At 71.4% G+C, this 22,802-nt stretch carries 19 protein-coding genes and 1 tRNA gene; 15 read left to right on the forward strand and 5 right to left on the reverse strand.

Annotation, left to right across the window (positions count from 1 at the left end; genetic code table 11):
• The first annotated feature begins 219 nt into the window (after window positions 1-219).
• Window positions 220-897: a bifunctional DNA primase/polymerase gene (locus tag AC07AG_RS24945; protein WP_478757766.1), complete on the forward strand. Its 678-nt coding sequence runs from the start codon at window positions 220-222 to the stop codon at window positions 895-897.
• Between the two features lie 57 nt (window positions 898-954).
• The gene (locus AC07AG_RS24950) at window positions 955-1,614 is read left to right on the forward strand and encodes a hypothetical protein (protein ID WP_478757767.1); all 660 of its coding nucleotides are present in this window, start codon (window positions 955-957) and stop codon (window positions 1,612-1,614) included.
• Between the two features lie 202 nt (window positions 1,615-1,816).
• On the opposite strand, the gene AC07AG_RS24955 is transcribed toward AC07AG_RS24950, so the two are convergent.
• The 3 genes from AC07AG_RS24955 to AC07AG_RS24965 form a co-directional block, all read right to left on the reverse strand.
• Complete coding sequence (locus AC07AG_RS24955; RefSeq protein ID WP_478757768.1) at window positions 1,817-2,782, reverse strand: DUF5926 family protein; 966 nt, start codon at window positions 2,780-2,782, stop codon at window positions 1,817-1,819.
• 117 nt (window positions 2,783-2,899) lie between these two features.
• Window positions 2,900-3,517 carry an ATP-binding protein gene (locus AC07AG_RS24960; protein ID WP_478757770.1) on the reverse strand — a complete coding sequence of 206 codons (618 nt, stop codon included), beginning with the start codon at window positions 3,515-3,517 and terminating at the stop codon, window positions 2,900-2,902.
• 62 nt (window positions 3,518-3,579) lie between these two features.
• Window positions 3,580-4,392 (reverse strand): glycerophosphodiester phosphodiesterase, encoded by an 813-nt coding sequence (locus tag AC07AG_RS24965; protein WP_478757771.1) that lies wholly within the window; start codon window positions 4,390-4,392, stop codon window positions 3,580-3,582.
• A 186-nt stretch (window positions 4,393-4,578) separates the two neighbouring features.
• Between AC07AG_RS24965 and AC07AG_RS24970 the strand changes: the two genes are divergently transcribed.
• The 4 genes from AC07AG_RS24970 to AC07AG_RS24985 all read left to right on the forward strand — a co-directional run bounded on the left by AC07AG_RS24970 (window position 4,579) and on the right by AC07AG_RS24985 (window position 7,529).
• A complete protein-coding gene (locus AC07AG_RS24970; RefSeq protein ID WP_478757773.1) occupies window positions 4,579-6,039 on the forward strand; it encodes a S1C family serine protease in 1,461 nt (486 codons plus the stop codon).
• Between the two features lie 42 nt (window positions 6,040-6,081).
• Window positions 6,082-6,166 (forward strand) — tRNA-Ser (locus AC07AG_RS24975).
• Window positions 6,167-6,349: 183 nt separating this feature from the next.
• Window positions 6,350-6,574, forward strand: a complete 225-nt coding sequence (locus tag AC07AG_RS24980) for a hypothetical protein (RefSeq protein ID WP_478757775.1) — start codon at window positions 6,350-6,352, stop codon at window positions 6,572-6,574.
• A gap of 289 nt (window positions 6,575-6,863) precedes the next feature.
• On the forward strand, window positions 6,864-7,529 hold the full coding sequence (locus AC07AG_RS24985) for a sensor domain-containing protein (RefSeq protein ID WP_478757777.1): 666 nt from the start codon (window positions 6,864-6,866) through the stop codon (window positions 7,527-7,529).
• Window positions 7,530-7,632: 103 nt separating this feature from the next.
• Here AC07AG_RS24985 and AC07AG_RS24990 read toward each other — a convergent pair whose 3' ends face one another.
• The gene (locus AC07AG_RS24990) at window positions 7,633-8,511 is read right to left on the reverse strand and encodes a bifunctional DNA primase/polymerase (RefSeq protein WP_478757779.1); all 879 of its coding nucleotides are present in this window, start codon (window positions 8,509-8,511) and stop codon (window positions 7,633-7,635) included.
• Window positions 8,512-8,881: 370 nt separating this feature from the next.
• Here AC07AG_RS24990 and AC07AG_RS24995 point away from each other — a divergent pair, with 370 nt between their 5' ends.
• The 9 genes from AC07AG_RS24995 to AC07AG_RS25035 all read left to right on the forward strand — a co-directional run bounded on the left by AC07AG_RS24995 (window position 8,882) and on the right by AC07AG_RS25035 (window position 17,915).
• Entirely contained in the window at window positions 8,882-9,193 is a 312-nt protein-coding gene (locus AC07AG_RS24995) for a hypothetical protein (RefSeq protein WP_478757780.1), read from the forward strand.
• A 227-nt stretch (window positions 9,194-9,420) separates the two neighbouring features.
• A complete protein-coding gene (locus AC07AG_RS25000; RefSeq protein ID WP_478757926.1) occupies window positions 9,421-10,662 on the forward strand; it encodes an acyl-CoA dehydrogenase family protein in 1,242 nt (413 codons plus the stop codon).
• The gene (locus AC07AG_RS25005; RefSeq protein ID WP_478757782.1) at window positions 10,659-11,567 is read left to right on the forward strand and encodes a bifunctional MaoC family dehydratase N-terminal/OB-fold nucleic acid binding domain-containing protein; all 909 of its coding nucleotides are present in this window, start codon (window positions 10,659-10,661) and stop codon (window positions 11,565-11,567) included. The genes AC07AG_RS25000 and AC07AG_RS25005 overlap by 4 nt, the downstream gene beginning before the upstream one ends.
• A gap of 1 nt (window position 11,568) precedes the next feature.
• Window positions 11,569-12,768 (forward strand): acyl-CoA dehydrogenase family protein, encoded by a 1,200-nt coding sequence (locus AC07AG_RS25010; protein WP_478757784.1) that lies wholly within the window; start codon window positions 11,569-11,571, stop codon window positions 12,766-12,768.
• Between the two features lie 32 nt (window positions 12,769-12,800).
• Window positions 12,801-13,268 (forward strand): MaoC family dehydratase, encoded by a 468-nt coding sequence (locus AC07AG_RS25015; protein WP_478757785.1) that lies wholly within the window; start codon window positions 12,801-12,803, stop codon window positions 13,266-13,268.
• A complete protein-coding gene (locus AC07AG_RS25020) occupies window positions 13,265-14,431 on the forward strand; it encodes a lipid-transfer protein (RefSeq protein WP_478757787.1) in 1,167 nt (388 codons plus the stop codon). Before AC07AG_RS25015 ends, AC07AG_RS25020 begins: the two co-directional genes overlap by 4 nt.
• A gap of 51 nt (window positions 14,432-14,482) precedes the next feature.
• Window positions 14,483-15,397, forward strand: a complete 915-nt coding sequence (locus AC07AG_RS25025) for a DUF1906 domain-containing protein (protein ID WP_478757789.1) — start codon at window positions 14,483-14,485, stop codon at window positions 15,395-15,397.
• A gap of 160 nt (window positions 15,398-15,557) precedes the next feature.
• Entirely contained in the window at window positions 15,558-16,121 is a 564-nt protein-coding gene (locus AC07AG_RS25030; RefSeq protein ID WP_249588982.1) for a SigE family RNA polymerase sigma factor, read from the forward strand.
• A 144-nt stretch (window positions 16,122-16,265) separates the two neighbouring features.
• Entirely contained in the window at window positions 16,266-17,915 is a 1,650-nt protein-coding gene (locus tag AC07AG_RS25035) for a long-chain fatty acid--CoA ligase (RefSeq protein ID WP_478757791.1), read from the forward strand.
• A gap of 131 nt (window positions 17,916-18,046) precedes the next feature.
• Here the strand turns inward: AC07AG_RS25035 and AC07AG_RS25040 are convergent, their stop codons facing one another.
• The gene (locus AC07AG_RS25040; protein WP_478757794.1) at window positions 18,047-22,567 is read right to left on the reverse strand and encodes a hybrid sensor histidine kinase/response regulator; all 4,521 of its coding nucleotides are present in this window, start codon (window positions 22,565-22,567) and stop codon (window positions 18,047-18,049) included.
• Window positions 22,568-22,802 lie beyond the last annotated feature (235 nt).

Here is a 22,802-nt window from a genome sequence, read left to right on the forward strand (position 1 = left end):
CCCCATCCTCCCGTGGGGGGAGGCGGCGAATAAGTACGCGGGACAGCAAACGCCAGGCACCGCCACCCCACGCCACGCTAACGCTCGGCCCCCTAGGGGTTCCCCATGCCGCAGGCTGGGGTGTGATGCGCCAGTTCTACGCACAGCGAAGTGATCCACACATGGTGTGATGTGGCCCGCCGTGTTCCTCGGCGTGTAAACGGAAAGGAACGAGCGCTCATGCGCGAGATCCTCGGAAGGCGACGCAGGCTCCTGTCCCGGCTCACCGGCAGGAAGTCTGACCAGAGTCCTGGTCTGATCGGCGCGGCACTGACCTTTGCGACGGCATGGAAGTGGCCGGTCGTGCCCGGCGTCGGACTCGACCGGCGAGACGGCACCCGCTGCGCCTGCCCCGACCCCGACTGCACGGTGCCAGGAGCTCATCCGCTCGACCCCGGCCTGCTGGCCGCGACGACCGACGAGCGCATGGTGCGCTGGTGGTGGACCAACCGCCCGGACGCGCCCATCGTGCTCGCCACCGGCGCCAGCGCCCCCTGCGCCGTCAGCCTGCCCGCCATCGCGGGCGCGCGCGCCCTGGCCGCGCTCGACCAGATGGGCATCAGGCTCGGCCCGGTCGTGGCGACCCCCGCCCGCCTCTTCCTGCTCGTCGCGCCGTACTCCATGGAGCAGTTGGGCGAACTGCTGTACGCCAAGGACTTCGTGCCCGGCTCACTGCGCTTCCACGGAGAGGGCGGATATCTCGCGCTGCCGCCCTCCGGGACGGGCCAGGGACCGGTGCGCTGGGAGCGGGCTCCGCTGCCCGGCTCGGCGGCGCCGTGGGTGCCCGATGTCGAGGCCGTGGTGGACGCGGTGGTCGACGCGCTCACTCGTACGGGTGTGAGCGCGCCCGAGTTGTAGGGGAAATGGGCGCGCGGCGAGCCGGGCGCCCATCAAACGTCGTTAGTGTCAGGGCCCATGAACCCCCGCCTGATCGCGCTCATGGGCGTCGTGGCCATCACGGTTCTCCTGCCGTTCGCCGGCGCCTCCGCGGGGCCCGTGGGCGACAGTGACACCGAAGCCAGGCCGTCGGACCGGTCGGCGGACGCGGCACCGGGGGCGGCGCCGGATCCCGACGCGAAACAGCCCTCCATGGAGAAGCCGGATTCGAAGCGGTCCTCTACGGAGGACGCGACTTCGGACGGCCGGTCTTCGGACGGCCGGTCTTCGGACGGCCGGTCCTCGGGCGGCCGCACCTCGGACGACGCGTCGCTCCTCACAGGGCTCGGCCTCGACACCGCCGCCCAGTGCGGCCCCGAACTCACATCCCCCAAGGGCATCGAGGCCCAGACGTGCGTCCTGACCCAGGGGCACGACACCTGGGGGCGCACGTACTACCGCAACACGACCGGTGATGAGCTGAGCGCCGTACTGACCGTCATGGGTCCGGGCGGACGCACCGTCCAGACGCATTGCGCGGTGGGTGCCGCGGACGAGCCGGGGGCGTGCGAGACGCCACGGGAGCGTACGACGGGGGATGCGGAGGCGTATTCGGCGGTGGTGGAGTTCGCCGACGGGAGTGGCGGGCCGTTGCTCCTGCGCTCCGGGAGCAACTCCGCGCGGCCGAAGGCCAGTTGAGAGCACAGGTCAGGCCGGACATCGGGCCTGGCATGGAAGGGCCCGGTTGCTGGCGACGGGGGATGCACCAGCAACCGGGCTACCTGAACGGTAACAAGAGATCTGCTCTGGGCAAATTCGATCTCGGATATCCAGACAGGGATTTACCTGCGACGACGGGGAGTTGTGACAGGAGTCACCCGTTTCCCGACTGACTGGTGGGTCAGCTAAGCGTCACCTGGCGGTTGGTGAGACCGCCGCGCGCCCGGCGCTCCTCCGGCGTGAGCGGAGCATCGACGGCGAGCGCCGCCGCGAGCCGCTCGGCGAACTCGGCGGCGGGCTTCTCGATGTCCTCGGCGCCCATTCCGCTCGGCAGGTCCCACACCGGCACGGTCAGACCGTGCGCCCGGAAGGAGCCGACCAGCCGGGTCCCCTCGCCGAGACTCGACGTACCGGCCGCGTGCAGCCGGGCGAGCGCGTCGAGGAGCTGCTCCTCGGGGTGCGGCATGACCCAGCGCAGGTGGTTCTTCTCCGGGGTCTCGCACCAGTACGCGGAGTCCACGCCGGAGAGCTTCACGGTCGGGATCGCGGCGGCGTTGGCCCGCTCCAGGGACGCGGAGACCTCCGTGGACGCGTTCTCCGAATCCGGCACCCAGAACTCGAAGCCCGCGTGCACGATCGGCTCGAATGCGCCGTCGGGGTCGAGGATGTCCTGAAGGCGCGGCCCGTCGGCGGGGGCGCGGCGTGCCTGGACCGGAGAGCCGGGCTCGGCGGTCAGGGCGCGCTGGAGGGTGTCGGCGAGGTCGCGGCTGATGTCGCCGGACGCGGTGTCGTTCTGCAGGCCGAGCAGGACCGAGCCGTCGTCGCGGCGCAGCGCGGGCCAGGCCATCGGCAGGACGGTCGCCAGGGAGACGGAGGGCACGCCCTCCGGCAGCCCGTCCTTGAGGGGCAGTTCGACGGTCGCCGCCGGGACGAGCTCGCGCAGCGCCACCCAGTCGCCCTCGCCGGGCAGGCCTTCGAAGGGGCGGTGCACCAGCTCGGTCACCGCGTGCGCGGCGGCCCGGCCGTGACAGGCCTTGTAACGGCGGCCCGAACCGCAGGGGCAGGGTTCGCGGGCACCGACGACAGGAACCTGCCCGTCCGTCAGCTGCGGCTGCTTGCCCTTGGTCTGAGGGCGCTTCTTGGCCATCTTGGGTGTCTCCCGGATGCGGCTTTCCAGCGTGGCTCTTCGTACGTCTTGGGCGTACGGGCGCGAGCCTAGCCGCTCACCCAAAGGGCGTCGGGATTCAGCCTGAGTCGGCCTGACTCAGTCGAGGTCCTCGAAGGGGTCCGCGTACGCGGAGTCGGCTATCGCGGCACCCGAGGGGGCCGCGACGCGCGTAGCGAAGTCGTCGTGCCGGTGCTCGGCATGTACGGCGGCCCACACCGTGACCTCGCCATGGGTGTCGTCACGCACGCCCCACGAATCGGCCAGGGCCGTGATGATGTTGAGTCCACGACCGCCGTGCGCGGTGACCGAGGGTGTGGCCGGAACGGGGCGGGTCGGGCCGCCCCCGTCCGTCACCTCGACTGTCAGCCGGCCTGTCGCCTCCACGCGCCAAGCGGCCCGGACATCACCGTCGCCGACCATTCCTTCGCCCAGCGGTCTGCCATGCCGACAGGCATTGCTGAGCAATTCCGAAAGGATCAGTACGGCATCGTCGACGACCGATTCCGGCACTCCGTTCCCGCGCAGTTGATCGCGCATACGGTGCCTTGCTTCTCCCACGCCCGCCGGGCCATGGGGTACGGCCATGCTCGACGACGCGGGCACCTCCCGTGCCACCACCAACGCCACCCCCGAGACCTCCTTCGCCCCACGCCACGGTGTGAATGCCCCAATGGACTGGACCGGAAACCGGCCAATCCTTGTGCGGTGACGCACTCGTAACGATCGAATACGGACCGAACGCGCCGGTGCACACCCTGTAACCGTCGTGATGGCGGTTAGCGACGTCCCAGCTGGGACAGCACTTGCTTGGGGCGATTGGTGATGATGGCGTCGACGCCGAGTTCGGCGCAGAGCTCCACGTCCTCGGGTTCGTTCACGGTCCACACGTGCACCTGGTGGCCCGCGCGTTTGAGTTTGGCCACGTAGGCGGGGTGGTTGCGGACGATCCGCATCCCCGGTCCTGCGATCCCCACACCTTGGGGAAGGCGGCCGTCGCGGTGGCGAGGCGAGACGAACTGCATCAGATAGACCGTCGGCAGGGTGGGGGACGCGGTCCGCACCCGGTGCAGGGAGCGCGCCGAGAAGCTCATGACGCGTACGGGAGAGGGGCCGCCGCCGGGTGGGACATCCAAACCGAAGCGCTTCAGTAGAAGAAGGAGCCTTTCCTCCACCTGGCCCGCCCAGCGGGTGGGGTGCTTGGTCTCGATCGCCAGCTGGACGTGGCGCCCCGAAGCGTTGCTTTCGGCCACCAGCTCGAGGAGCCGCTCCAGGGTGAGGACGGAGGTGTCCTCCCAGTCGGGGCCTTCGTCGGCCTCACCGTGATTGTTCTTCCAGGAGCCGAAGTCGAGCGTGGCGAGGTCGGCGAGCTCCAGGGCCGACACGGCTCCTCGGCCGTTCGACGTACGGTTCACGCGGCGGTCGTGGACGCAGACGAGGTGTCCGTCCGCAGTGAGGCGTACATCGCATTCGAGGGCGTCGGCACCGTCCTCGACCGCCTTCTTGTACGCGGCCAGCGTGTGCTCGGGGGCGTCTTCGGAGGCTCCGCGGTGGGCGACGACCTGGATCTGGTGCTGTCGTGCGAGGGTCACCGCGTCATGGTGCCATCACGGGGTACCCGCAGGTGTGCCCACGGTGTGGCGCACGCAGAGCCGGATCCACAGGATCGGCTTATGGTGCCCTGACAGCCCATGGGAAAAGCTGACTGCAGACACATGCACAGTTGGGCACAGCCAGGCCGTGACCGAGAACGACAGCGTGGACCGAGGAGTAGAGCTGTGAGCACCGAGAACGAGGGCAACGAGGTACCCCCGGCCCCGTCAGCGCCTCCTGTGCCGGTGGAAACTCCCGCTGCTTCCGCCGAGCCCGTAGCGCCCGCTTCGACCCCCGACCCCGCGGCGCATTCTTCCGCGGCGTTCGCCCAGGAACCGGCGGCGCACCAGACTCCGGCGCACGCCGGTGCCACCGCGGGCGCGCCCCCGCAGGCCTCCGGCGCCGGGGCCTGGCCGCCTCCGCAGCCGCCCGCCGTTCCTTCGTACGCCCAGGGCGGTGGCTCAGGCTCCGGGTGGGGCGCGTCGTACGCGGCGCAGCACCCGGAAGGGCCCAAGCCCGCGGGCAAGCGCGGTGGTCTGATCGCCGCGGTGCTCGTGGCCGCCCTCGTCGCCGGTGGTGTCGGCGGCGGCATCGGCTTCTGGGCGGCCGACCGGAACGACGACAGCACGGGCTCGACCACGGTGTCCGCGTCGAACACCCCGGCCGACCTCAAGCGCGACCCCGGCACGGTCGCCGACATCGCGGGCAAGGCGCTGCCCAGCGTCGTCACCATCGAGGCCCAGGGCGGCAACGGCGAGGGCGGCACGGGCACCGGCTTCGTGTACGACACGCAGGGCCACATCCTCACGAACAACCACGTCGTGGCCTCCGCGGCCGACGGCGGGAAGCTCGCGGCGACGTTCTCGGACGGCAAGAAGTACGACGCCGAGGTGGTCGGCCGCGCCGAGGGCTATGACGTGGCGGTCATCAAGCTCAAGGAAAAGCCCTCGAACCTGAAGCCGCTTCCCCTCGGCAACTCCGACAAGGTGGCCGTCGGCGACTCGACGATCGCCATCGGCGCCCCCTTCGGCCTCTCGAACACGGTCACCACCGGCATCGTCAGCGCCAAGGACCGCCCGGTGACCTCCAGCGACGGCGCCAGCAGCAAGAGCTCGTACATGAGCGCCCTGCAGACCGACGCCTCCATCAACCCCGGCAACTCCGGCGGCCCGCTGCTCGACGCGGGCGGCGCGGTCATCGGCATCAACTCCGCGATCAAGCCCGCGGAGAGCGGCGGCGGCCTCGGTGGCGGCGGCGGTCAGTCCGGCTCCATCGGCCTGGGCTTCGCGATCCCGGTGAACCAGGCCAAGAACGTCGCACAGCAGCTGATCAAGAACGGCCAGGCGGTCTACCCCGTGATCGGTGCCTCGGTCTCCCTGGAGGAGAGCACGGGCGGCGCCACGATCTCCCCGGAAGGCGCGAGCGGTTCGCAGGCGGTCACCCCGAACGGTCCCGCGGACAAGGCGGGCCTCAAGCCCGGCGACGTCATCACGAAGCTGGACGACACGGTGATCGACAGCGGTCCGACCCTGATCGGCCAGATCTGGACCCACAAGCCGGGCGACACCGTCGAGATCACGTACAAGCGCGACGGCAAGGAGCACAAGGTCGACGTGGTCCTGGGCCAGCGCAAGGGCGAGAGCTGACCCGCTACTCTTGTCCCCGCACCGCCCTGAGCGGCGGTGCGGGGTGGGTTGCCCGAGCGGCCTAAGGGAACGGTCTTGAAAACCGTCGTGGCGCGAGTCACCGTGGGTTCAAATCCCACACCCACCGCAGTGGTTGAGAGCCTCTGACCTGCAACATCGGTCAGAGGCTCTCCCCATTGCGCTTCCCTGCGGCTGGATGAAACCGGGCTACTCCACGTGGGCGCCGCCCGGCGTGCCTAGGCGGAGGTGATCGCTGAGTGCGGTGTCGTTCTCCGCGGAGATCACTGGATCCGACTCAGAGGAGACACTCGTGTTGAAGCGCATCGCATCCGCTCTCGCCGTGGCCACCGTCGCAGGGTTCCTGGCGGCCGGCACCGCCGTCGCCGACGACCCCGGCACCACCTTCAGCGAGGGCCGCTACGCGGGCCATACCTTCACCAACATGGGCGGCCCCTACGGGATCACCACCGGCGGTCAGGCGGACGGCGGCCACCGGGACGGGACCGCTCTCCACGGCTTCGGCTTCGACGGCTGATCCGACGGCTGACGGTCTCTCCCGCAGCGAAAGGGTGCCTCTCACCGGGAGGCACCCTTTTTCCGTCCGAGAGGCGCCGAGGGGTGGTGCCAGCGACACCCCCGAGAGACCGGGTCACCGTATGTCGCGGGCCGCTCCGATTCGCGAACGTGGAGGACATCAGCACGGCACTCCCCGGCAACGTCCCCACCGCGAAGATTCGAGGCCCGTCATGAGCACCAGCGCACTGCCGTACGCAGCCGCTCCCGCCGCTCACACTGCCCCCTCCTCTCCCACCGTTCCTTCGCCTGTGAGCTCCGCGGGGGTCCCGGAGTCCCCGGGCTTCTGGCGGGCGCCGTTCGCCGCTTCCACGTACCGGGAGATCGGCTACACGGTGACGTCGCTGCCCATCGCCATCGTGGGCTTCACCTTCGCCGTGACGATGTTCGCGCTCGGCGTGAGCCTGTTCGTCACCGTGCTCGGACTGCCGGTCCTCGCGGCCGCGTTGGCCGGGGCGCGAGGGCTCGGGGCCGCCGAGCGGGGGCGGGCGCGGACGCAGCTGGGGCTCGAGGTCGCCGGTCCCGCCGCCGTGGAGAGGCCGCGGGGCGCGGGTGCGTGGGAGGGAATGCGGGCACGGCTCTCGGACGGTGCCGGCTGGCGGGCGCTGCTCTTCCAGTTCGTGATGTTCCCGTCGCGGGTGGTGTCCTTCGTCCTCAGCGTGACCTTCCTGGTCACCGGCTGGGTGGTCGCGCTCCTGCCGGCGTACTCCTGGGTGTTCCCGCGCTACGTCGACTGGCCCGGCTACCGGCTGTTCGACTACACCTCCGGCGGTGAGCGCCACGCGTTCTACCTGGAGTCGCCGGTGCAGATCGCGGGGGCGTCCCTGGTCGGCCTCGCCATCGTCTTCCTCACCCCGAAGCTGGTCCGCGCGCTGACGAACATCGATCGCGCGGCGGTGCGTTCGCTGCTCGGCTAGCGGACAAGCGGCTTGAAGGTCGCCGGGGAGCATTCAGTAAGGGGCGTCCGTCACGGCGGACGCCCCTTACTGAGTCCTTTTCTGCTTCCTCCTGGGGGCTGCGTCACGCGTGCCCCGTCAGCCGTGCCGCCGACGCGATCGTCGAGCGCGCCTCGCGCTCCGTCAGGCCGACCCGGAGCGCGGCATCGGCGAGATCCTCGATCAGGGACTCGCCGATGCCGTTCTCGTAGGCGCGGCAAGCGGCCCAGAACAGGCGGGTGTTGCGCTGGCCCTCGTGCGCGGCGAGCACGAACTGCACCAGGCCCTGGCCCCGTTGGACCGGCGCCGGGACCGGCGTATGCGGGAGCGCGGGCTGGTGGATGCGGGGCGGAGGCGTGAGCAGGCGCAGCAGGGCGGGCGGGCAGTTCGCCGGAGGGAGATGCGCGGTGCCGGCCACGGCGCTGTAGACGCCGTGCTCGGTGCGCGAGCCGGGGCCGACGAGATAGCCACCGGCGCCCCGGATGTCGATGCCGGGGGCGAGGCGGCCCGCCGAGTTGGGGATGACGGCGTCGGGCGGACCCGCGAGCCAGATGTGGCGGCCACCGCTCGGGGTCGCCACGACGACCGTGGCCGGGATCGTGAACAGATGGCGCAGCGCCAGTTCCCGTAGGGCCGCCGGAGCGTCCGTACCGGACTTGGTGTCCAGGTCGACGCCGATCAGGTGGTGCGGCGGCAGCCCGCACGCGATGCCGTAGCCGGTGGCCCAGGGGGCGGCGGTGAAGAGCTCGCGGATGCGGCGGGGATCGGTCGATGCGTCGTACACGCCGTGTCCGGGGCGACCGCATTCGCCGTGGCAGGGGGTCGGTTCGGGCTGCTCGTGGTGGGGGGAGCGGAGCGCCGGCAGTTTGGTGCGGGAGAGCGGGATGACGGCGAGACCGCGCTCGGCGGCGGACAGGGCGTGGGCGAGTGCGAGCGTTGTGGCATGGCGGTCGATGGTGGCCATGCCGCCATTTTCGTACAAGCGTTCGAAGAAAGGAAGAGGGGGTGGCGCGGCGCGCGGGCGAAACGCGCGGACGGCCGCCGATCTTCACGAAGTGGCGGAACGCTTCAGCACCTGCGGCGCCTGGGTTTGGGCGGGGTTCCGGGGGCTGAGCTGGGGCTATGGGGGAGCGAAGCGTGTTTATCGACTTGTACTCACGCTTGCGGGGGAATTGGGGCTTCCGGGGTGGTTCGCCGGGGATTCGGTGGGCAACTCTGGACTCGCGACGTCGTGCAGAACCCCCGGGGCGGTCGGCCAACCGCCTGGGAAACAGCCGTACTTCAGGTACTTCCGGCATCTCGCCGGTGCGTACCCCCGTTCTGGAGGAATTGACATGGCAAGCATCCGTACCGCTCGCGTCATCGCTGCCGCCGCAGCCCTGCCCCTGGCCGCCGCACTCTTCTCGGGTGTCGCGATGGCCGACAACGGCGCCTTCGCGAACGACGGATCGAATGCGGGCGTGGCGACTGTCAACGGCAGCGGCGTCGGCGGCAACAACAACGGCAACTCGTCCACGTCGCAGCAGCAGGCGGTCGGCTCGGGCGCCTCGAACCAGAACAACACCGCCCAGGTGAACGGCTCGGCGTTCACGGCGATCGACCAGTCGAACGAGAACATCGCCGTCAACTTCACCCATCTCTGGTGAGGCAACGGCCCACGGGATAGCTCCTGGGGTCAGCTCGATGGGGTGTGTGGCGTTCTGCGCGGCGGTGCATCTGCACCGCCGCGCAGGCGCGTTCGGGGTCGGACGAGGTGACCCGGGGTGATCTCTTGACACCGCGACAGTTTCTGACGGACAGTCAGAAATCACTGTCGGTGCGACGCCCGTACGCGCCCGTACGCAAACCCGTACGCGAAGGAGAGGCCGCCGCCGTGCACCTCGCCCCCACCGAACGCCAACAGCAGCTGCGCGCCGAACTGCGCGCGTACTTCAGCGATCTGATGCCAGGAGGGCCGCCCGCAGGGGGCGACCTGGAGGGGCAGCGCCGACTGCTGCGGCGCATCGGGGCCGACGGCATGCTCGGCCTGGGCTGGCCGGTGGAGTACGGCGGGCAGGGGCGCGGCGCCGACGAGCAGTTCGTCTTCTTCGACGAGGCCTACCGCGCGGGCGCGCCCGTTTCGATGGTCACCCTGAACACCGTCGGGCCGACCCTCATGAAGTACGGCACCGAGGAGCAGAAGGCCGCCTTCCTGCCGCGCATCCTCAGCGGGGACCTCGTCTTCGCGATCGGGTACAGCGAGCCGTCGGCGGGGACGGATCTGGCCTCGCTGCGGACGAGGGCGGTGCGCGAGGCCGACGAGCCCGATGGACCCTTCGATGGACCTGCCGACGGACCCGACGGACCCGACGGGCCGGGCGGCGCGTGGGTCATCGACGGACAGAAGATCTTCACGTCGAACGCCCAGAACGCCGACTGGATCTGGCTGGCCTGCCGCACCGACCCCGAGGCCCCCAAGCACCAGGGCATCTCGATCATCCTCGTGCCTACCGACGCGCCCGGGTTCTCGTGGACGCCCATCGAGACGGTGGGCGGCCTGACGACGACGGCGACGTATTACGACCAGATCCGCGTGCCCGCCACGCATCTGGTCGGCGAAGAGAACGGCGGCTGGGGGCTCATCACCAACCAGCTCAACCACGAGCGGGTGGCGCTCGCCGCGATCGGCATGCAGGCCGAGGATTTCTACGACGCGGCCCTCGCCTTCGCCCGCACACCCGATCCGGTGACGGGTGAGCGCCGGATTGACGCTCCGTGGGTCCGTTCGAGACTGGCCGAAGCGCAGGCGCGGCTGGCGGCAACGCGCCTGCTCAACTGGCGTCTGGTGGGGGATGTCGGGGCGGGCGTGCTGGCGCCGGGAGACGCGAGCGGCGTGAAAGTCGTGGGAACCGAATCGGCCGTGGAGGTGTACCGAATATGTCAGGAAGTCACGGGCGAGGCGGGTCTGGTGCGGGCCGGTTCACCCGGGTCCCTGGCGCTCGGCACGGGCGGTGAGGGGGAGTTGGAGCGGATGAACAGGGCGGCACAGATCAATACGTTCGGGGGCGGGGTGAGCGAGGTGCAGCGGGAGATCGTGGCGACGATGCGCCTCGGGATGCGGAGGGGACGGCGGTGACTGATCTTTCGTACGAGACGCTGAAAGTGTTCGAGGGGCGGGCGGCCGCCACGTCGGGTGTGGGCAAGGACCTGGTCAACGAGCCGATGATCCGGCACTGGTGCGAGGCCATGGGAGACGCCAACTCGGCCTATGCGGGGGCGGATCCGATCGCGCCGCCGACCATGCTCCAGGCCTGGACGATGGGCGGTCTCTCCGGACACCAGGGACGTTCGGCCGCCTACGACGAGCTGTTCGCGCTCCTGGACGGCGCGGGGTACACCTCGGTCGTCGCCACGGACTGCGAGCAGGAGTATCTGAGGGCGCTGCGGCCGGGGGACGAGATCACCTTCGACGCGGTCATCGAGTCGGTGTCGGAGCGCAAGACGACCAAGCTGGGCACGGGGCACTTCGTCACGACGCGGATGGACGTCAGAGCGGGCGGCGAGCCGGCGGGGACGCATCGCTTCCGCATCCTCAAGTACGCGCCGGCGGGGCGGAAACCCCAGGGCAAGAGGCCCCGCCCGGTGATCAATCGGGACAACGCCGGATTCTGGGAAGGCGTTGCCCGGCACCAGCTCCTGATCCAGCGCTGCGGCGGCTGCCGGGCACTGCGCTTCCCCTGGCTGCCCGGCTGCAATGCCTGCGGGTCGCTCGAATGGGACACGGTCGAGGCGAGCGGCGAGGGCACGGTCTATTCGTACGTCGTCATGCACCACCCGCCCTTCCCTGCCTTCGATCCCCCGTACGCCGTCGGGCTCATCGACCTGGCGGAGGGCGTGCGGATGGTCAGCAACGTGGTCGGCGTGCCCAGCGACAAGGTGCGGATCGGGCAGCCGGTGCGGCTCGAATTCCAGCAGGTGGACAAGGAGCTGGAGCTCCCGGTGTTCCGGGCCGTGGAGAGCATGGCGGGGGGCGAGGTCTGACATGGACTTCACACCCACGGAGGAGCAGGCCGCCGCGCGGGAGCTCGCCGGAGAGATCTTCGGGGACCTGTCCACACCCGATCGGCTCGCGGCGGCAGGGACAGGGTCGGATGCCGAGCTGTGGAAGGCGCTGTGCGTGGCGGGGCTGCCGGGCGCGGTGGAGGATGTCGGGCTGCTCGGGCTCGTGCTGCTGCTGGAGGAGCAGGGGCGGGTGACGGCGCAGGTGCCGTTCGCGTCGAGCTGTGTCTATGGGCTGCTCGCGGTGGCGGCGCATGGCACGGAGGAGCAGCGAGCGCGGCTGCTGCCGGGCCTGCGGGACGGTACGGCGGTGGCGACGGGGGCGTTTCCCGCGCGGGGCGGCGTGGCGGCCTCCGTGGAGGGGGCACCGGCCGCAGGGCAGCCCGGGACGCTGACCGGGGTGGTGCCGTGGGTGCCATGGCTGCGGGACGCCACGGAGGTCTTGGTCGCGGTGCGCGATCCCGCGCCGCGCGGCGGCCACAGCCTGTGGAGGGTGCGGGTGGTCGACGCGGAGACGGATTCCGTGGAGCTGACCGCGCCCTGGGCGGCCGGGCGGCTGGTCCTGGACGGGGTCCCCGGGGAGCGGATCGGAGGGGAAGGGGCGTACGACGACGTCCTTGCGAGCGCGCGAACAGCCTTCGCTGGGCTGCAGGCCGGGGTGTGCGCGGGGTCGTTGGCCCGTGCGGTGGCCCACACGAACGAGCGGGAGCAGTTCGGCCGGCCACTCGCGTCCAAGCAGGGGGTCCAACTCCGGGCGGCGGACGCCCATATGGACACCGAGGCGATACGGGTCACGGCGTACGAGGCCGCCTGGCGGCGCGATGCCGGACTGCCGTACGGCACGCATGCGCTGACCGCCGCGTGGTGGGCATCGGAGGCGGGCAAGCGCGTCGTCCACGCGGGCCAGCATCTGCACGGCGGCATGGGGGCCGACCTCGACCACCCCGTGCACCGGCACTTCCTGTGGGGGCGGCAGCTGGACGCGTACCTCGGCTGCGGGAGCGAACTCCTGCAGGAAATGGGCGACGCGATAGCGAAGGGCGCGGAGAGCACCGAGGCCGCTGGGAGCGCCGAGCCCGCGGAGAGCGGCGAGACCGCCGAGAGCACCGAGCCCACGGAGAACGCGGAGAGCAAGCACAGCGTCCAGGGCGAGCACGGCACCGTGCAGGAGGAGACGGCATGACGGGGGGACGGAATGCGGCAGGAGGTGGCGGTGTGAGGGTCGGTGATGAGCTGCCGGAGCTCACCATCCCGGTCACCCGGACACTGATCGTCGCCGGTGCGATCGCGTCGCGGGACTACCAGGACGTGCACCACGACTCGGTGGTCGCCCAGGAGAAGGGCTCCCCCGACATCTTCATGAACATCCTGACGACGAACGGCCTGGTCGGCCGATTCATCACGGACCACTTCGGCTCCGGGGCGATTCTCCGAAAGGTGGCGATCCGGCTGGGGGCGCCCAACTACCCCGGAGACACCATGGTGTTGACCGGTTCCGTGGAGAAGGTCGACGGCGACACCGCCACGGTGAAGGTGGTCGGGGCCAACGGCATCGGCAAGCACGTCACCGGCACGGTCACGGTGACGGTTCCCGGCGGTACGGCGGCAGAGACGTTGGCAGAGACGTTGGCAGAGACGTTGGCAGGGACCTCGGCAGAGGCATCAGCAGGGGGCGCGGCATGAGCGTACGTACGCGCGATCTCCTCGGCGGGAAGGCCGCCGTCGTCGGGATCGGGGCCACCGAGTTCTCCAAGGACTCGGGGCGAAGTGAGCTCAGGCTTGCCGTGGAGGCGGTGGGTCTCGCGCTGGAGGACGCCGGGCTCGGTCCCGCCGACGTCGACGGCATGGTCACGTTCACGATGGACACGAACCCGGAGATCACCGTCGCGCAGGCGGCCGGGATCGGGGAGCTGTCGTTCTTCTCGCGCGTCCACTACGGCGGAGGCGCGGCCTGCGCGACCGTCCAGCAGGCGGCGCTCGCGGTGGCGACCGGAGTGGCCGAAGTCGTCGTCTGTTATCGGGCGTTCAATGAGCGCTCGGGGCGGCGGTTCGGTTCGGGCGTGCAGCACCGGGAGCCGTCGGCGGAGGGCGCGGCGCTCGGCTGGGCCCTCCCGTTCGGGTTGCTGACCCCCGCCTCCTGGGTGGCGATGGCCGCCCAGCGCTATCTGCACACCTACGGCCTCACCCCCGACGCCTTCGGCCATGTGGCGGTCACCGACCGGAAGTACGCGGCGACGAACCCTGCGGCCTATTTCCACGGGAAGCCGATCACGCTCGCCGATCACGCGGCATCGCGCTGGATCGTCGAGCCGCTGCGGCTCCTGGACTGCTGCCAGGAGACCGACGGCGGGCAGGCGATCGTCGTGACGAGCGCGGAGCGGGCCCGGGATCTGCCGAAGCCACCCGCGGTGATCACGGCGGCGGCCCAGGGTGCGGGCCGGGCACAGGAGCAGATGACCAGCTTCTACCGCGACGACCTGAGCGGGCTGCCCGAGATGAGCGTGGTGGCACGGCAGTTGTGGCGGAGTTCCGGTCTCGCCCCCGGCGACATCGACGTGGGCATTCTCTATGACCACTTCACGCCGTTCGTGCTGATGCAGCTGGAGGAGTTCGGCTTCTGCGGTCCGGGTGAGGCGGCGGACTTCGTGGCCGAGGAGATGCTTCCGCTGAACACGCACGGAGGGCAGCTGGGGGAGGCGTATCTGCACGGGATGAACGGCATAGCGGAGGCGGTCAGACAGGTGCGCGGCACATCCGTGAACCAGATACCGGGCGCCGCGCGCACTCTGGTCACCGCGGGCACCGGTGTCCCCACATCGGGGTTGATTCTGGCGGCGGACGGCTGAACGCGCGCGTGTCCCGGGCGGGGCGCGGTCCCAGGGCCCTTCACTCGGCGTATGCGCTGCCGAAAGCTGATGATGGGACTTGTCCTCGCCGTCGCCCTCGCCGCTCTGGCCGTGTGCGTGCCACCGACCGGCGCCGCGAGCAGACCCGAGGCCGAAGGGCGCAGGGTGGAAGGGCCTGGGGCGGAGGGTCGCGGGGCGGAAGGGCGAGCGGCGGATGCGGCGGATCGTGGCGCCGGGTGGGAGCCCGGGGTCTCGACCTTCCGCGGCTGGGCCTTCGACACCTGCCTCGCCCCGTCCACCGGGACTATGCGCCGCTGGAAGGCCTCCGACTACCAAGCGGTGGGCATCTATTACGCGGGCCGCGGCCGTGCGTGCAAGCGCCAGCCGGAGCTGTCCCGCGGCTGGATGCGCGCGGTGCGGGGGATGGGGTGGAAGGTGCTGCCGTTGTACGTCGGTTCGCAGTCCCCCTGCGTCACCGCCGAAAACAAGAAGGACGTACGCATGGGACGCCACCCCTGGAAGCAGGGGACACGGGAGGGGCGCGACGCGGTGAAGAAGGCGAAGAAGCTGGGGATGCGGGGGCTCAGCCCGCTCTATCTGGACATGGAGGCGTACACCCACCGGAAGAAGAAGTGCGCCAAGACCACCCTGACCTTCGTGCGGGCCTGGGACCGCGAGGTGCGCAGGCTCGGGTTCGTCCCGGGGTTCTACAGCAGTGCGAGCTCCGGCGTACGGCACATGGAGGCGGCGCGGCGGGCCGGGGTGCGGGATCTGCCGGCGGTGATGTGGTTCGCGCGCTGGCACGTGCGGCCGCACCTGTATCGCGAGCCCGCACTGCGGAAGAACGCGTGGCACCCTGAGCGGCGGATCCACCAGTACGCGGGGAACGTGAAGGAGCGGCACGGCGGGCGCACGCTCAAGATCGACCGGAACCTCATGCACGCGCCGGTGGCCCGCATCCGCTAGGCCGAAGGCGCGCCCGCTCAGGGATGAACCCTCAGGGGTCTGCTCCACCTCCTCCACCTTCAGGAGGTGGGGCTACCACCCCGCGTACAACCTGAGGCGGACACCGCTTAGGGACCTGCGGCCGATCCGCTGAAGTAGGGGGCGCTTCTAGCGTGGAGCCATGACCGTATCCATGGTGCCCATGTGCACCAGCGCATCGAAGGCCGCGACGCGGACAGCGAGTCCTTCGGCGTATCCGTCGTTCGCGTCGTACGTACGGGCACGTCAGCCCGTGTTGTTGCGCACCGCGCGCTCGCTGACCGCGAATCCGAGCGATGCCGAGGATCTGCTGCAGACCGCACTCACCAAGACCTATGTCGCGTGGGACCGGATCGAGGACCACCGGGCGCTCGACGGCTATGTCCGCCGGGCCCTCCTGAACACCCGGACCTCGCAGTGGCGCAAGCGCAAGGTCGACGAGTTCGCGTGTGACGAGCTGCCCGAGCCCGAGGTGACGCCGGTCGCGGATCCGGCGGAGCAGCAGGTGCTCAGGGACGCGATGTGGCGCGCGATCATGAAGCTGCCCGCGCGGCAGCGGGCGATGGTCGTCCTGCGGTACTACGAGGATCTCAGCGAGGCCCAGACGGCCGAGGTGCTCGGGGTGTCCATCGGCACCGTCAAGAGCGCGGTCTCGCGTGCGCTCGGCAAGCTGCGCGAGGACCCGGAACTCACGCCGGTCCGGTGATCGCCGCAGTTCCGCGGGACCTTTCTTCTCCCGCACTAGTGACATACCGTGCGGTATGCGGCAAGAATCTGGCGAGCCCTACTGCCAGGTAGGTCATCCGGGAGCCGCCCTGGATGAATGCCGCGCGCCCACCGGGAGGACGCCGTGCTGAGCACGATGCAGGACGTACCACTGACCGTCACCCGCATCCTTCGGCACGGGACCACCGTGCACGGGTCGTCGCAGGTCACCACATGGACCAGCGAGGCCGCTCCGCAGCGCCGCAGCTTCCGTGAGATCGGTGAACGCTCCGCCCAGCTGGCGCACGCGCTGCGCGAGGACCTCGGGGTCGACGGCGACGAGCGCGTGGCCACGTTCATGTGGAACAACGCCGAACACGTCGAGGCCTACTTCGCGGTCCCCTGTATGGGCGCTGTCCTGCACACCCTCAATCTCCGGCTGCCCGCCGACCAGTTGACCTGGATCGTGAACCACGCGGCCGACCGCGTCATCATCGTCAACGGCTCCCTCATCCCGCTCCTCGCGCCCCTGCTGCCGCAGCTGCCGACCGTCGAGCACCTGGTGATCTCGGGCCCCGGCGACCGTTCGCCGCTGGCCGGGATCCAGGCGCAGGTGCACGAGTACGAGGACCTGCTCGCCGCCAAGCCCACGACGTACGACTGGCCCGAGCTGGACGAGCGCACGGCCGCCGCCATGTGCTACACCTCCGGCACCACCGGCGACCCCAAGGGCGTCGTCTACTCCCACCGCTCCATCTACCTGCACTCCATGCAGGTCAACATGAGCGAGTCCATGGGCCTGACGGACGCGGACACCACACTCGTCGTCGTCCCGCAGTTCCACGTCAACGCCTGGGGCCTGCCGCACGCGACCCTGATGGCCGGCGTGAACATGCTGATGCCGGACCGCTTCCTGCAGCCCGCACCGCTCGCCGAGATGATCGAGACCGAGCGGCCCACGCACGCGGCCGCCGTCCCCACCATCTGGCAGGGCCTGCTCGCCGAACTCACCGCGAAGCCGCGCGACGTCAGCTCCCTCGGCCAGGTCACCATCGGCGGTTCGGCCTGCCCGCCCTCGCTGATGGAGGCGTTCGACAAGCTGGGCATGCGCGTCTGCCACGCCTGGGGCATGACCGAGACCTCCCCGCTCGGCACGGTCGCCCGCCCGCCGGCCAAGTCCATCGGCACGGACGAGGAGTTCGGCTACCGCCTCACGCAGGGCCGCTTCCCGACCGGAGTCGAGGCCCGCCTGGTCGGCCCCGGCGGCGAGCACCTGCCGTGGGACGGCGAGGCGGCCGGCGAGCTGGAGGTGCGCGGGCCGTGGATCGCGGGCGCGTACTACGGCGGCGCGGGCGGCGAGGCCCTCAAGCCCGAGGACAAGTTCAGCGCGGACGGCTGGCTGAAGACCGGCGACGTCGGCGTCATCACCCCCGACGGCTTCCTCACCCTCACCGACCGCGCGAAGGACGTCATCAAGTCGGGCGGCGAGTGGATCTCCAGCGTCGAGCTGGAGAACGCGATCATGGCCCACCCGGACGTCGCGGAGGCGGCGGTCGTCGCCGTCCCCGATGAGAAGTGGGGCGAACGCCCGCTCGCCACGGTCGTGTTGAAGGAGGGCGCGAACCTCGAATACGCCGCCCTGCGCGACTTCCTCGCGGGCACCATCGCCAAGTGGCAGCTGCCCGAGCGCTGGGCGATCGTGCCCGCCGTGCCCAAGACGAGCGTCGGCAAGTTCGACAAGAAGGTGCTGCGCAGGCAGTACGCGGAGGGGGAGCTGGACGTCACGAAGCTCTGACGCCAGGTCTGACGGCTGCGAGGCCTGACAGCGGGTTGATGCGCCGCTCCCCCGCCGGGGGCGGCGCATCGGTGCGTCAGTGCAGTGCAGTGCAGTGCAGCGCCGTGTCCTGAGCTGAGGCCCGGTCGGGCCTAGTTCGTGCCGATCTTCGCCAGCAGGTCCACGATCCGGCCCTGCACCTCGGTGCTCGTCGACCGCTCCGCGAGGAACAGCACCGTCTCCCCCGCCGCGAGCCGCGGGAGCTCCGTCTGGTCGACGGCGGCGGTGTAGACGACGAGCGGGGTGCGGTTCAACTGGCCGTTCGCGCGCAGCCAGTCGATGATTCCCGCCCTGCGGCGACGTACCTGCATCAGGTCCATCACCACCAGGTTCGGCCGCATCTGCGCCGCGAGCGTCACCGCGTCCGCGTCGCTCTCGGCCCGCGCCACCTGCATGCCACGCCGTTCCAGCGTCGCGGTCAGGGCGAGCGCGATCTCCTCGTGCTCCTCGATGAGCAGGACGCGGGGCGGATGCTGCTCGCTGTCGCGGGGTGCGAGGGCCTTCAGGAGTACGGCGGGGTCGGCGCCGTACGCCGCCTCGCGCGTCGCCTGGCCGAGTCCCGCCGTGACCAGCACGGGGACTTCGGCGGCCACGGCGGCCGTACGCAGCGACTGCAGGGCCGTGCGCGTGATCGGTCCGGTCAGCGGGTCCACGAACAGGGCCGCGGGGAACGCGGCGATCTGGGCGTCGACCTCCTCGCGGGAGTTCACGATCACGGGACGGTAGCCGCGGTCGCTCAGCGCCTGCTGCGTGGTGACGTCGGGAGCGGGCCAGACGAGGAGGCGGCGCGGGTTGTCCAGCGGCTCGGGCGGCAGCTCGTCGTCCATGGGCTGCGGCTGGGGCCGGTTGGCGACCTCGACGGCACCGCCGGGACCGTCCAGCGGCTCCGGACCCTCGTCGGCGTCCTCGTCCGGTGCGCCTATGGCGTACGAGCGGCCGGTGCCCTCCGTGGAGGACCCGATGCGGGACTGCGGCTGGGCCTGCGCCTGGGACTGCGCCTGGGGGTGCGGGCGGGCCGCGGCCTCCGGGCGCTCCTCGGCCGCGGGGTCAGGGCGGGTGGAGAGCCTGCGGCGACGCCCGGAGCCACCGACGGAGCCTCCGAGGGAGCCGCCGCCTCCGAGGGTGTGGGACTGCGGCTGTCCAGGAGCTGGGGCTGGGGCCGGGGCCTGCTCCGGCAGCGGGCCCGCGCCCGCGCCCGCGGTGGGCTGCGGGGCCTGGGCCTCGGCCGGTGCCTGCGGCGGCACCGAAGCCTGCTGGGGCTGCTGAGCCGGAGGGGTCTGCGTCGGCGGAGGCGTCTGCGGAGGCGTTTGCGGGGGCAGCGGAGGCTGCGGCGCCTGCGGGATCTGAGGATTCTGCGCTGCCGCGGGCTGCGCCGGCGCCTGGCCCTGCTGCAGCCCGAGGCGACGCTCCTGCTGCTCGGCGATCTGCTGGCCGAACGGCACGCCCTGCCCGAGCGTACGCACGCTGATCGCGCGCCCCTGCGTCGAGTTGGGGTCGCCGGGCGCTGCCTCTGCGGGCAGCGGCTGCGCGGCGCGAGCCTGCGTTCCGCGCTCGGGCGGCAGCGCGACGCCCCTGCCGGGTGTGTGGACGCCCCGCGCGGGGGTTCCTGTGCCTTCGCCGTACGTGGTGGCCTGCGAGGGAATGCCTGCGGGCGGGGTCCCTTGCGCGTCCCCCGCGGCACCGGCGGTCGCGGGCGCACCAGGAGTGGCAGGACCGGCCGGAGCACCAGGAGCACCAGGAGCACCAGGAGCGGCCGGAGCACCAGGAGCACCTGGAACACCAGCACCGGCCGGAGCTTCCGGAGCGGGGCGGGAGCGGCGGCGGCCCGTCGGCGCGTCCGCCGGGTGAGGCTGCGGCGGGGTGTGGTCGTCGGCCGGGTGGTGCAGGGCCGCTTCGTGCTGACCCGTGTCGTCCTGGTCCGCCGAAGCGGGCGGCAGGGCGAAGACGCGCCCGCTGGGAGCCTCCTCGGCAGCGGCCCGCTCCTTGGCTGCGGCGAGCGCACGGCGGCGCCGCCCCGTCGGCCGGGGCGAGGCCTCGCCCGCGTCACCGGCGGAAGCAGCCGAACCGGCGACAGCCACAGCCGTCCCCGCCCCGGAGCCGCCCGCCCCGGAGCCACCGGCCCCGGAACCCCCGGCGGAAGCACCCTCCTGCCCGCCACCGCCCGAAGGCAGCGCGGGCGGCAACGCCAACTGCTCATCACTGCCGCGCCGCGCCCGCTGCCCGGAAGCTGCGGGGGCCACGCCACCGGCGGGAACCGGCACGCCCTGCGGCGGCACCGTCTGCCCGAGCGCCGCCGACCCGGCCGCGTGCTCGGCAGCCGTCACGACGGAACCAACGGAACCGGCAGAACCGGCGGAACCGGCAGAACCGGCGGAACCGGCAGAACCGGCGGAGCCCTCCGCGGCGCTGGGCCGACCACGCCGCCGCCCCGTACCACCAGAAGTCTGCGAACCCTGCGATCCCTGCGAATCCTCAGCCGTCGCGGGCGCCTCCGGAGCAACCGGCACCCCAGCCGAAGCCGAAGCCGAGCCTGAGCCCGAACCCGCGGCCTCAGCAGCAGCCTGCGCCTCAGCAGCTTCAGCGGCCTCCGCCGCACGCCGTCCCCGACGCCGCCCGGTCCCACTGGGCGAAGCCCCGCCTCCCGAGGTGGCACCCCCGGCATCCGAACTCTCCAGGAACGAGTCCACCGAAGGACCGGCAGCCCGCCGGGCCCTTCGCCGCCCGCCACCCGTGGCGGGCGAAGCCTGCGCGGGCACAACAACCGAAGAGCCGACAGAGCCGCCCGGCGCCTCAGAAGCAGAAGCAAGGTCGGAGCCGGAGCCGGAGCCAGAGCCGGAGCCAGCGCCAGAGGGAGAGCCAGAGCCAAGGGCAGAGGCATGGGAAGGCGAAACAGCCCCGCCCCCCGCACCGATCGGCACTTCAAGAACGTACGCATTGCCGCTCATCCCCGGCACCTCATGCGTCTGCAGCACGCCGCCGTGCGCCCGCACGATGCCCCGGACGATCGGCTCGTGCACCGGGTCTCCCCCGGTGTACGGCCCCCGCACCTCGATGCGGACGACCTCACCGCGCTGAGCGGCGGCCACGACGACGGTCGAGTCCACGTACCCACCGGGGGCCACGGCCGAAGGGGCCACACCGGCGCGCGCGTTGCCCGTGGCGTCGATCCCCGCCACGTCGGCGACCAGGTGCGCGAGCGCCGTGGCGAGCCGCCCCGGGTCCACCTCGACCTCGATCGGCGGCGCGTGCACCGCGAACTGCGCGCGTCCGGGCCCGATCAGCTCGATCGCGCCCTCCACGCCGCTCGCGACGACGGCGTCGAGCATGACCTTCACGCAGGACAGCTCGTCCGCACCGGAGTCGAGCAGCTGGAAGCCAAGGACATTGTCGACAAGCGTGGTGATCCGCGCGTACCCGGCCGAAAGATGATGAAGGACCTGATTCGCCTCGGGCCACAACTGCCCTGCGTCATCGGCGGCGAGGGCCGAAAGCTCACGCCGCAGCTCGTCGAGCGGCCCCCGCAGGGACGACCCGAGCACGGCAAGCAACTGCTCGTGCCGCGCGGCCAGCGCGTCGTACCGCGCCTTCTCGCGCTCGGTCAGCTCCTCGAACCGGTCCTTCTCGCGCTCGGCGAGCGCCGCGTACCGCTCCTGCTCGGCGGCGATCTCCTCCGCGCGCTGCTCGGCCGCAGCGGCCAGCTCCGCCGCGTGCCGCTCGGTGGCGGCCCGCAGTTCTTCCGTGCGCCGCTCGGTCGCGGCCCGCATCTCCTCGGCGTGCTGCGCGATCGCGGCCTCGTGCTCCTCGGCCAGCGCGTCGTAGGGCCGCCGGTCGGTGAACGTCATGACCGCGCCGACGAGCTGGTCCCCGTCCCGCACCGGCGCCGTCGTCAGGTCGACCGCGACTCGGTCGCCGCTCTTGGACCACAGGACCTGTCCGCGCACCCGGTGCTTGCGCCCGGAGCGCAGCGTGTCCGCGAGCGGGGACTCCTCGTAGGGGAAGGGCTCGCCGTCCGCGCGCGAGTGGAGCACCAGATGGTGCAGCTCCTGCCCGCCCAGGTCGCTGGCGCGGAAGCCCAGTATCTGAGCGGCGGCCGGATTGACGAGGACGACCCGTCCGTCGGTGTCCGTCCCGACGACGCCTTCGGCGGCGGCGCGCAGGATCATCTCGGTCTGCCGCTGGGAGCGCGCGAGTTCGGCCTCGGTGTCCACGGCGCCCGAAAGGTCGCGTACGACGAGCATGAGCAACTCGTCGCCGGTGTAGCCGTAATTGTCGTACGCGTCCCGAATGTCTTCGAGGTTCGAGCTGGTGACCTCGACGGGGAACTCGCTGCCGTCCGTGCGCCGCGCGGTCATCCGCGTCGGCTTGGTCCGGCCGCGCTCGTCGATGGAGTCGGGCCTGCGCATCGATCCGGGAATGAGCCGGGAGTCGAACTCCGGCAACAGATCGAGGAGCCCGCGGCCCACGAGGGCGGTGCCCGGCGTCTCGAACGCCTCGAGCGCGATCGCGTTCGCGTTCACGACGGTCCCGTTGGCATTCACGAGGACCAGCGCGTCCGGGAGCGCGTCGAGTATGGCTGCGAGGCGAGCAGCGCCTCGGGATGGCCTGCTGCTCACGACGACGCTTCCTCCCTGGTTACTGCTGCTTGCCGACTCGCCCAGGCCATCTTGCCCCGCGGCCCGCGGCGTGTCACGGGAGGGAGTCTACGGGGAGTGGTTGTGCGAGCGACGCCGGATGAGAGGGAGGTCGCACGCAGAAGATGTGAGGCTTCCGTACCGCCTGGTCACGACGGGGTGGCGGCCGGACGGATTCACCCGTGGCCGGGAACCGGACCCGGCCGTGGCCGGAAAG

Source organism: Streptomyces sp. NPDC044044 (assembly GCF_056434405.1).

What these genes read in the sequence shown, in the direction of transcription:
- AC07AG_RS25010 (WP_478757784.1), top strand. Translation starts at nt 11,569, where the DNA reads ATGGACTTCACACCCACGGAGGAGCAGGCCGCCGCGCGGGAGCTCGCC.
- AC07AG_RS24945 (WP_478757766.1), top strand. Translation starts at nt 220, where the DNA reads ATGCGCGAGATCCTCGGAAGGCGACGCAGGCTCCTGTCCCGGCTCACC.
- AC07AG_RS25025 (WP_478757789.1), top strand. Translation starts at nt 14,483, where the DNA reads ATGCGCTGCCGAAAGCTGATGATGGGACTTGTCCTCGCCGTCGCCCTC.
- AC07AG_RS24990 (WP_478757779.1), bottom strand. Translation starts at nt 8,511, where the DNA reads ATGGCCACCATCGACCGCCATGCCACAACGCTCGCACTCGCCCACGCC.
- AC07AG_RS24955 (WP_478757768.1), bottom strand. Translation starts at nt 2,782, where the DNA reads ATGGCCAAGAAGCGCCCTCAGACCAAGGGCAAGCAGCCGCAGCTGACG.
- AC07AG_RS25020 (WP_478757787.1), top strand. Translation starts at nt 13,265, where the DNA reads ATGAGCGTACGTACGCGCGATCTCCTCGGCGGGAAGGCCGCCGTCGTC.
- AC07AG_RS24950 (WP_478757767.1), top strand. Translation starts at nt 955, where the DNA reads ATGAACCCCCGCCTGATCGCGCTCATGGGCGTCGTGGCCATCACGGTT.
- AC07AG_RS25030 (WP_249588982.1), top strand. Translation starts at nt 15,558, where the DNA reads ATGACCGTATCCATGGTGCCCATGTGCACCAGCGCATCGAAGGCCGCG.
- AC07AG_RS24995 (WP_478757780.1), top strand. Translation starts at nt 8,882, where the DNA reads ATGGCAAGCATCCGTACCGCTCGCGTCATCGCTGCCGCCGCAGCCCTG.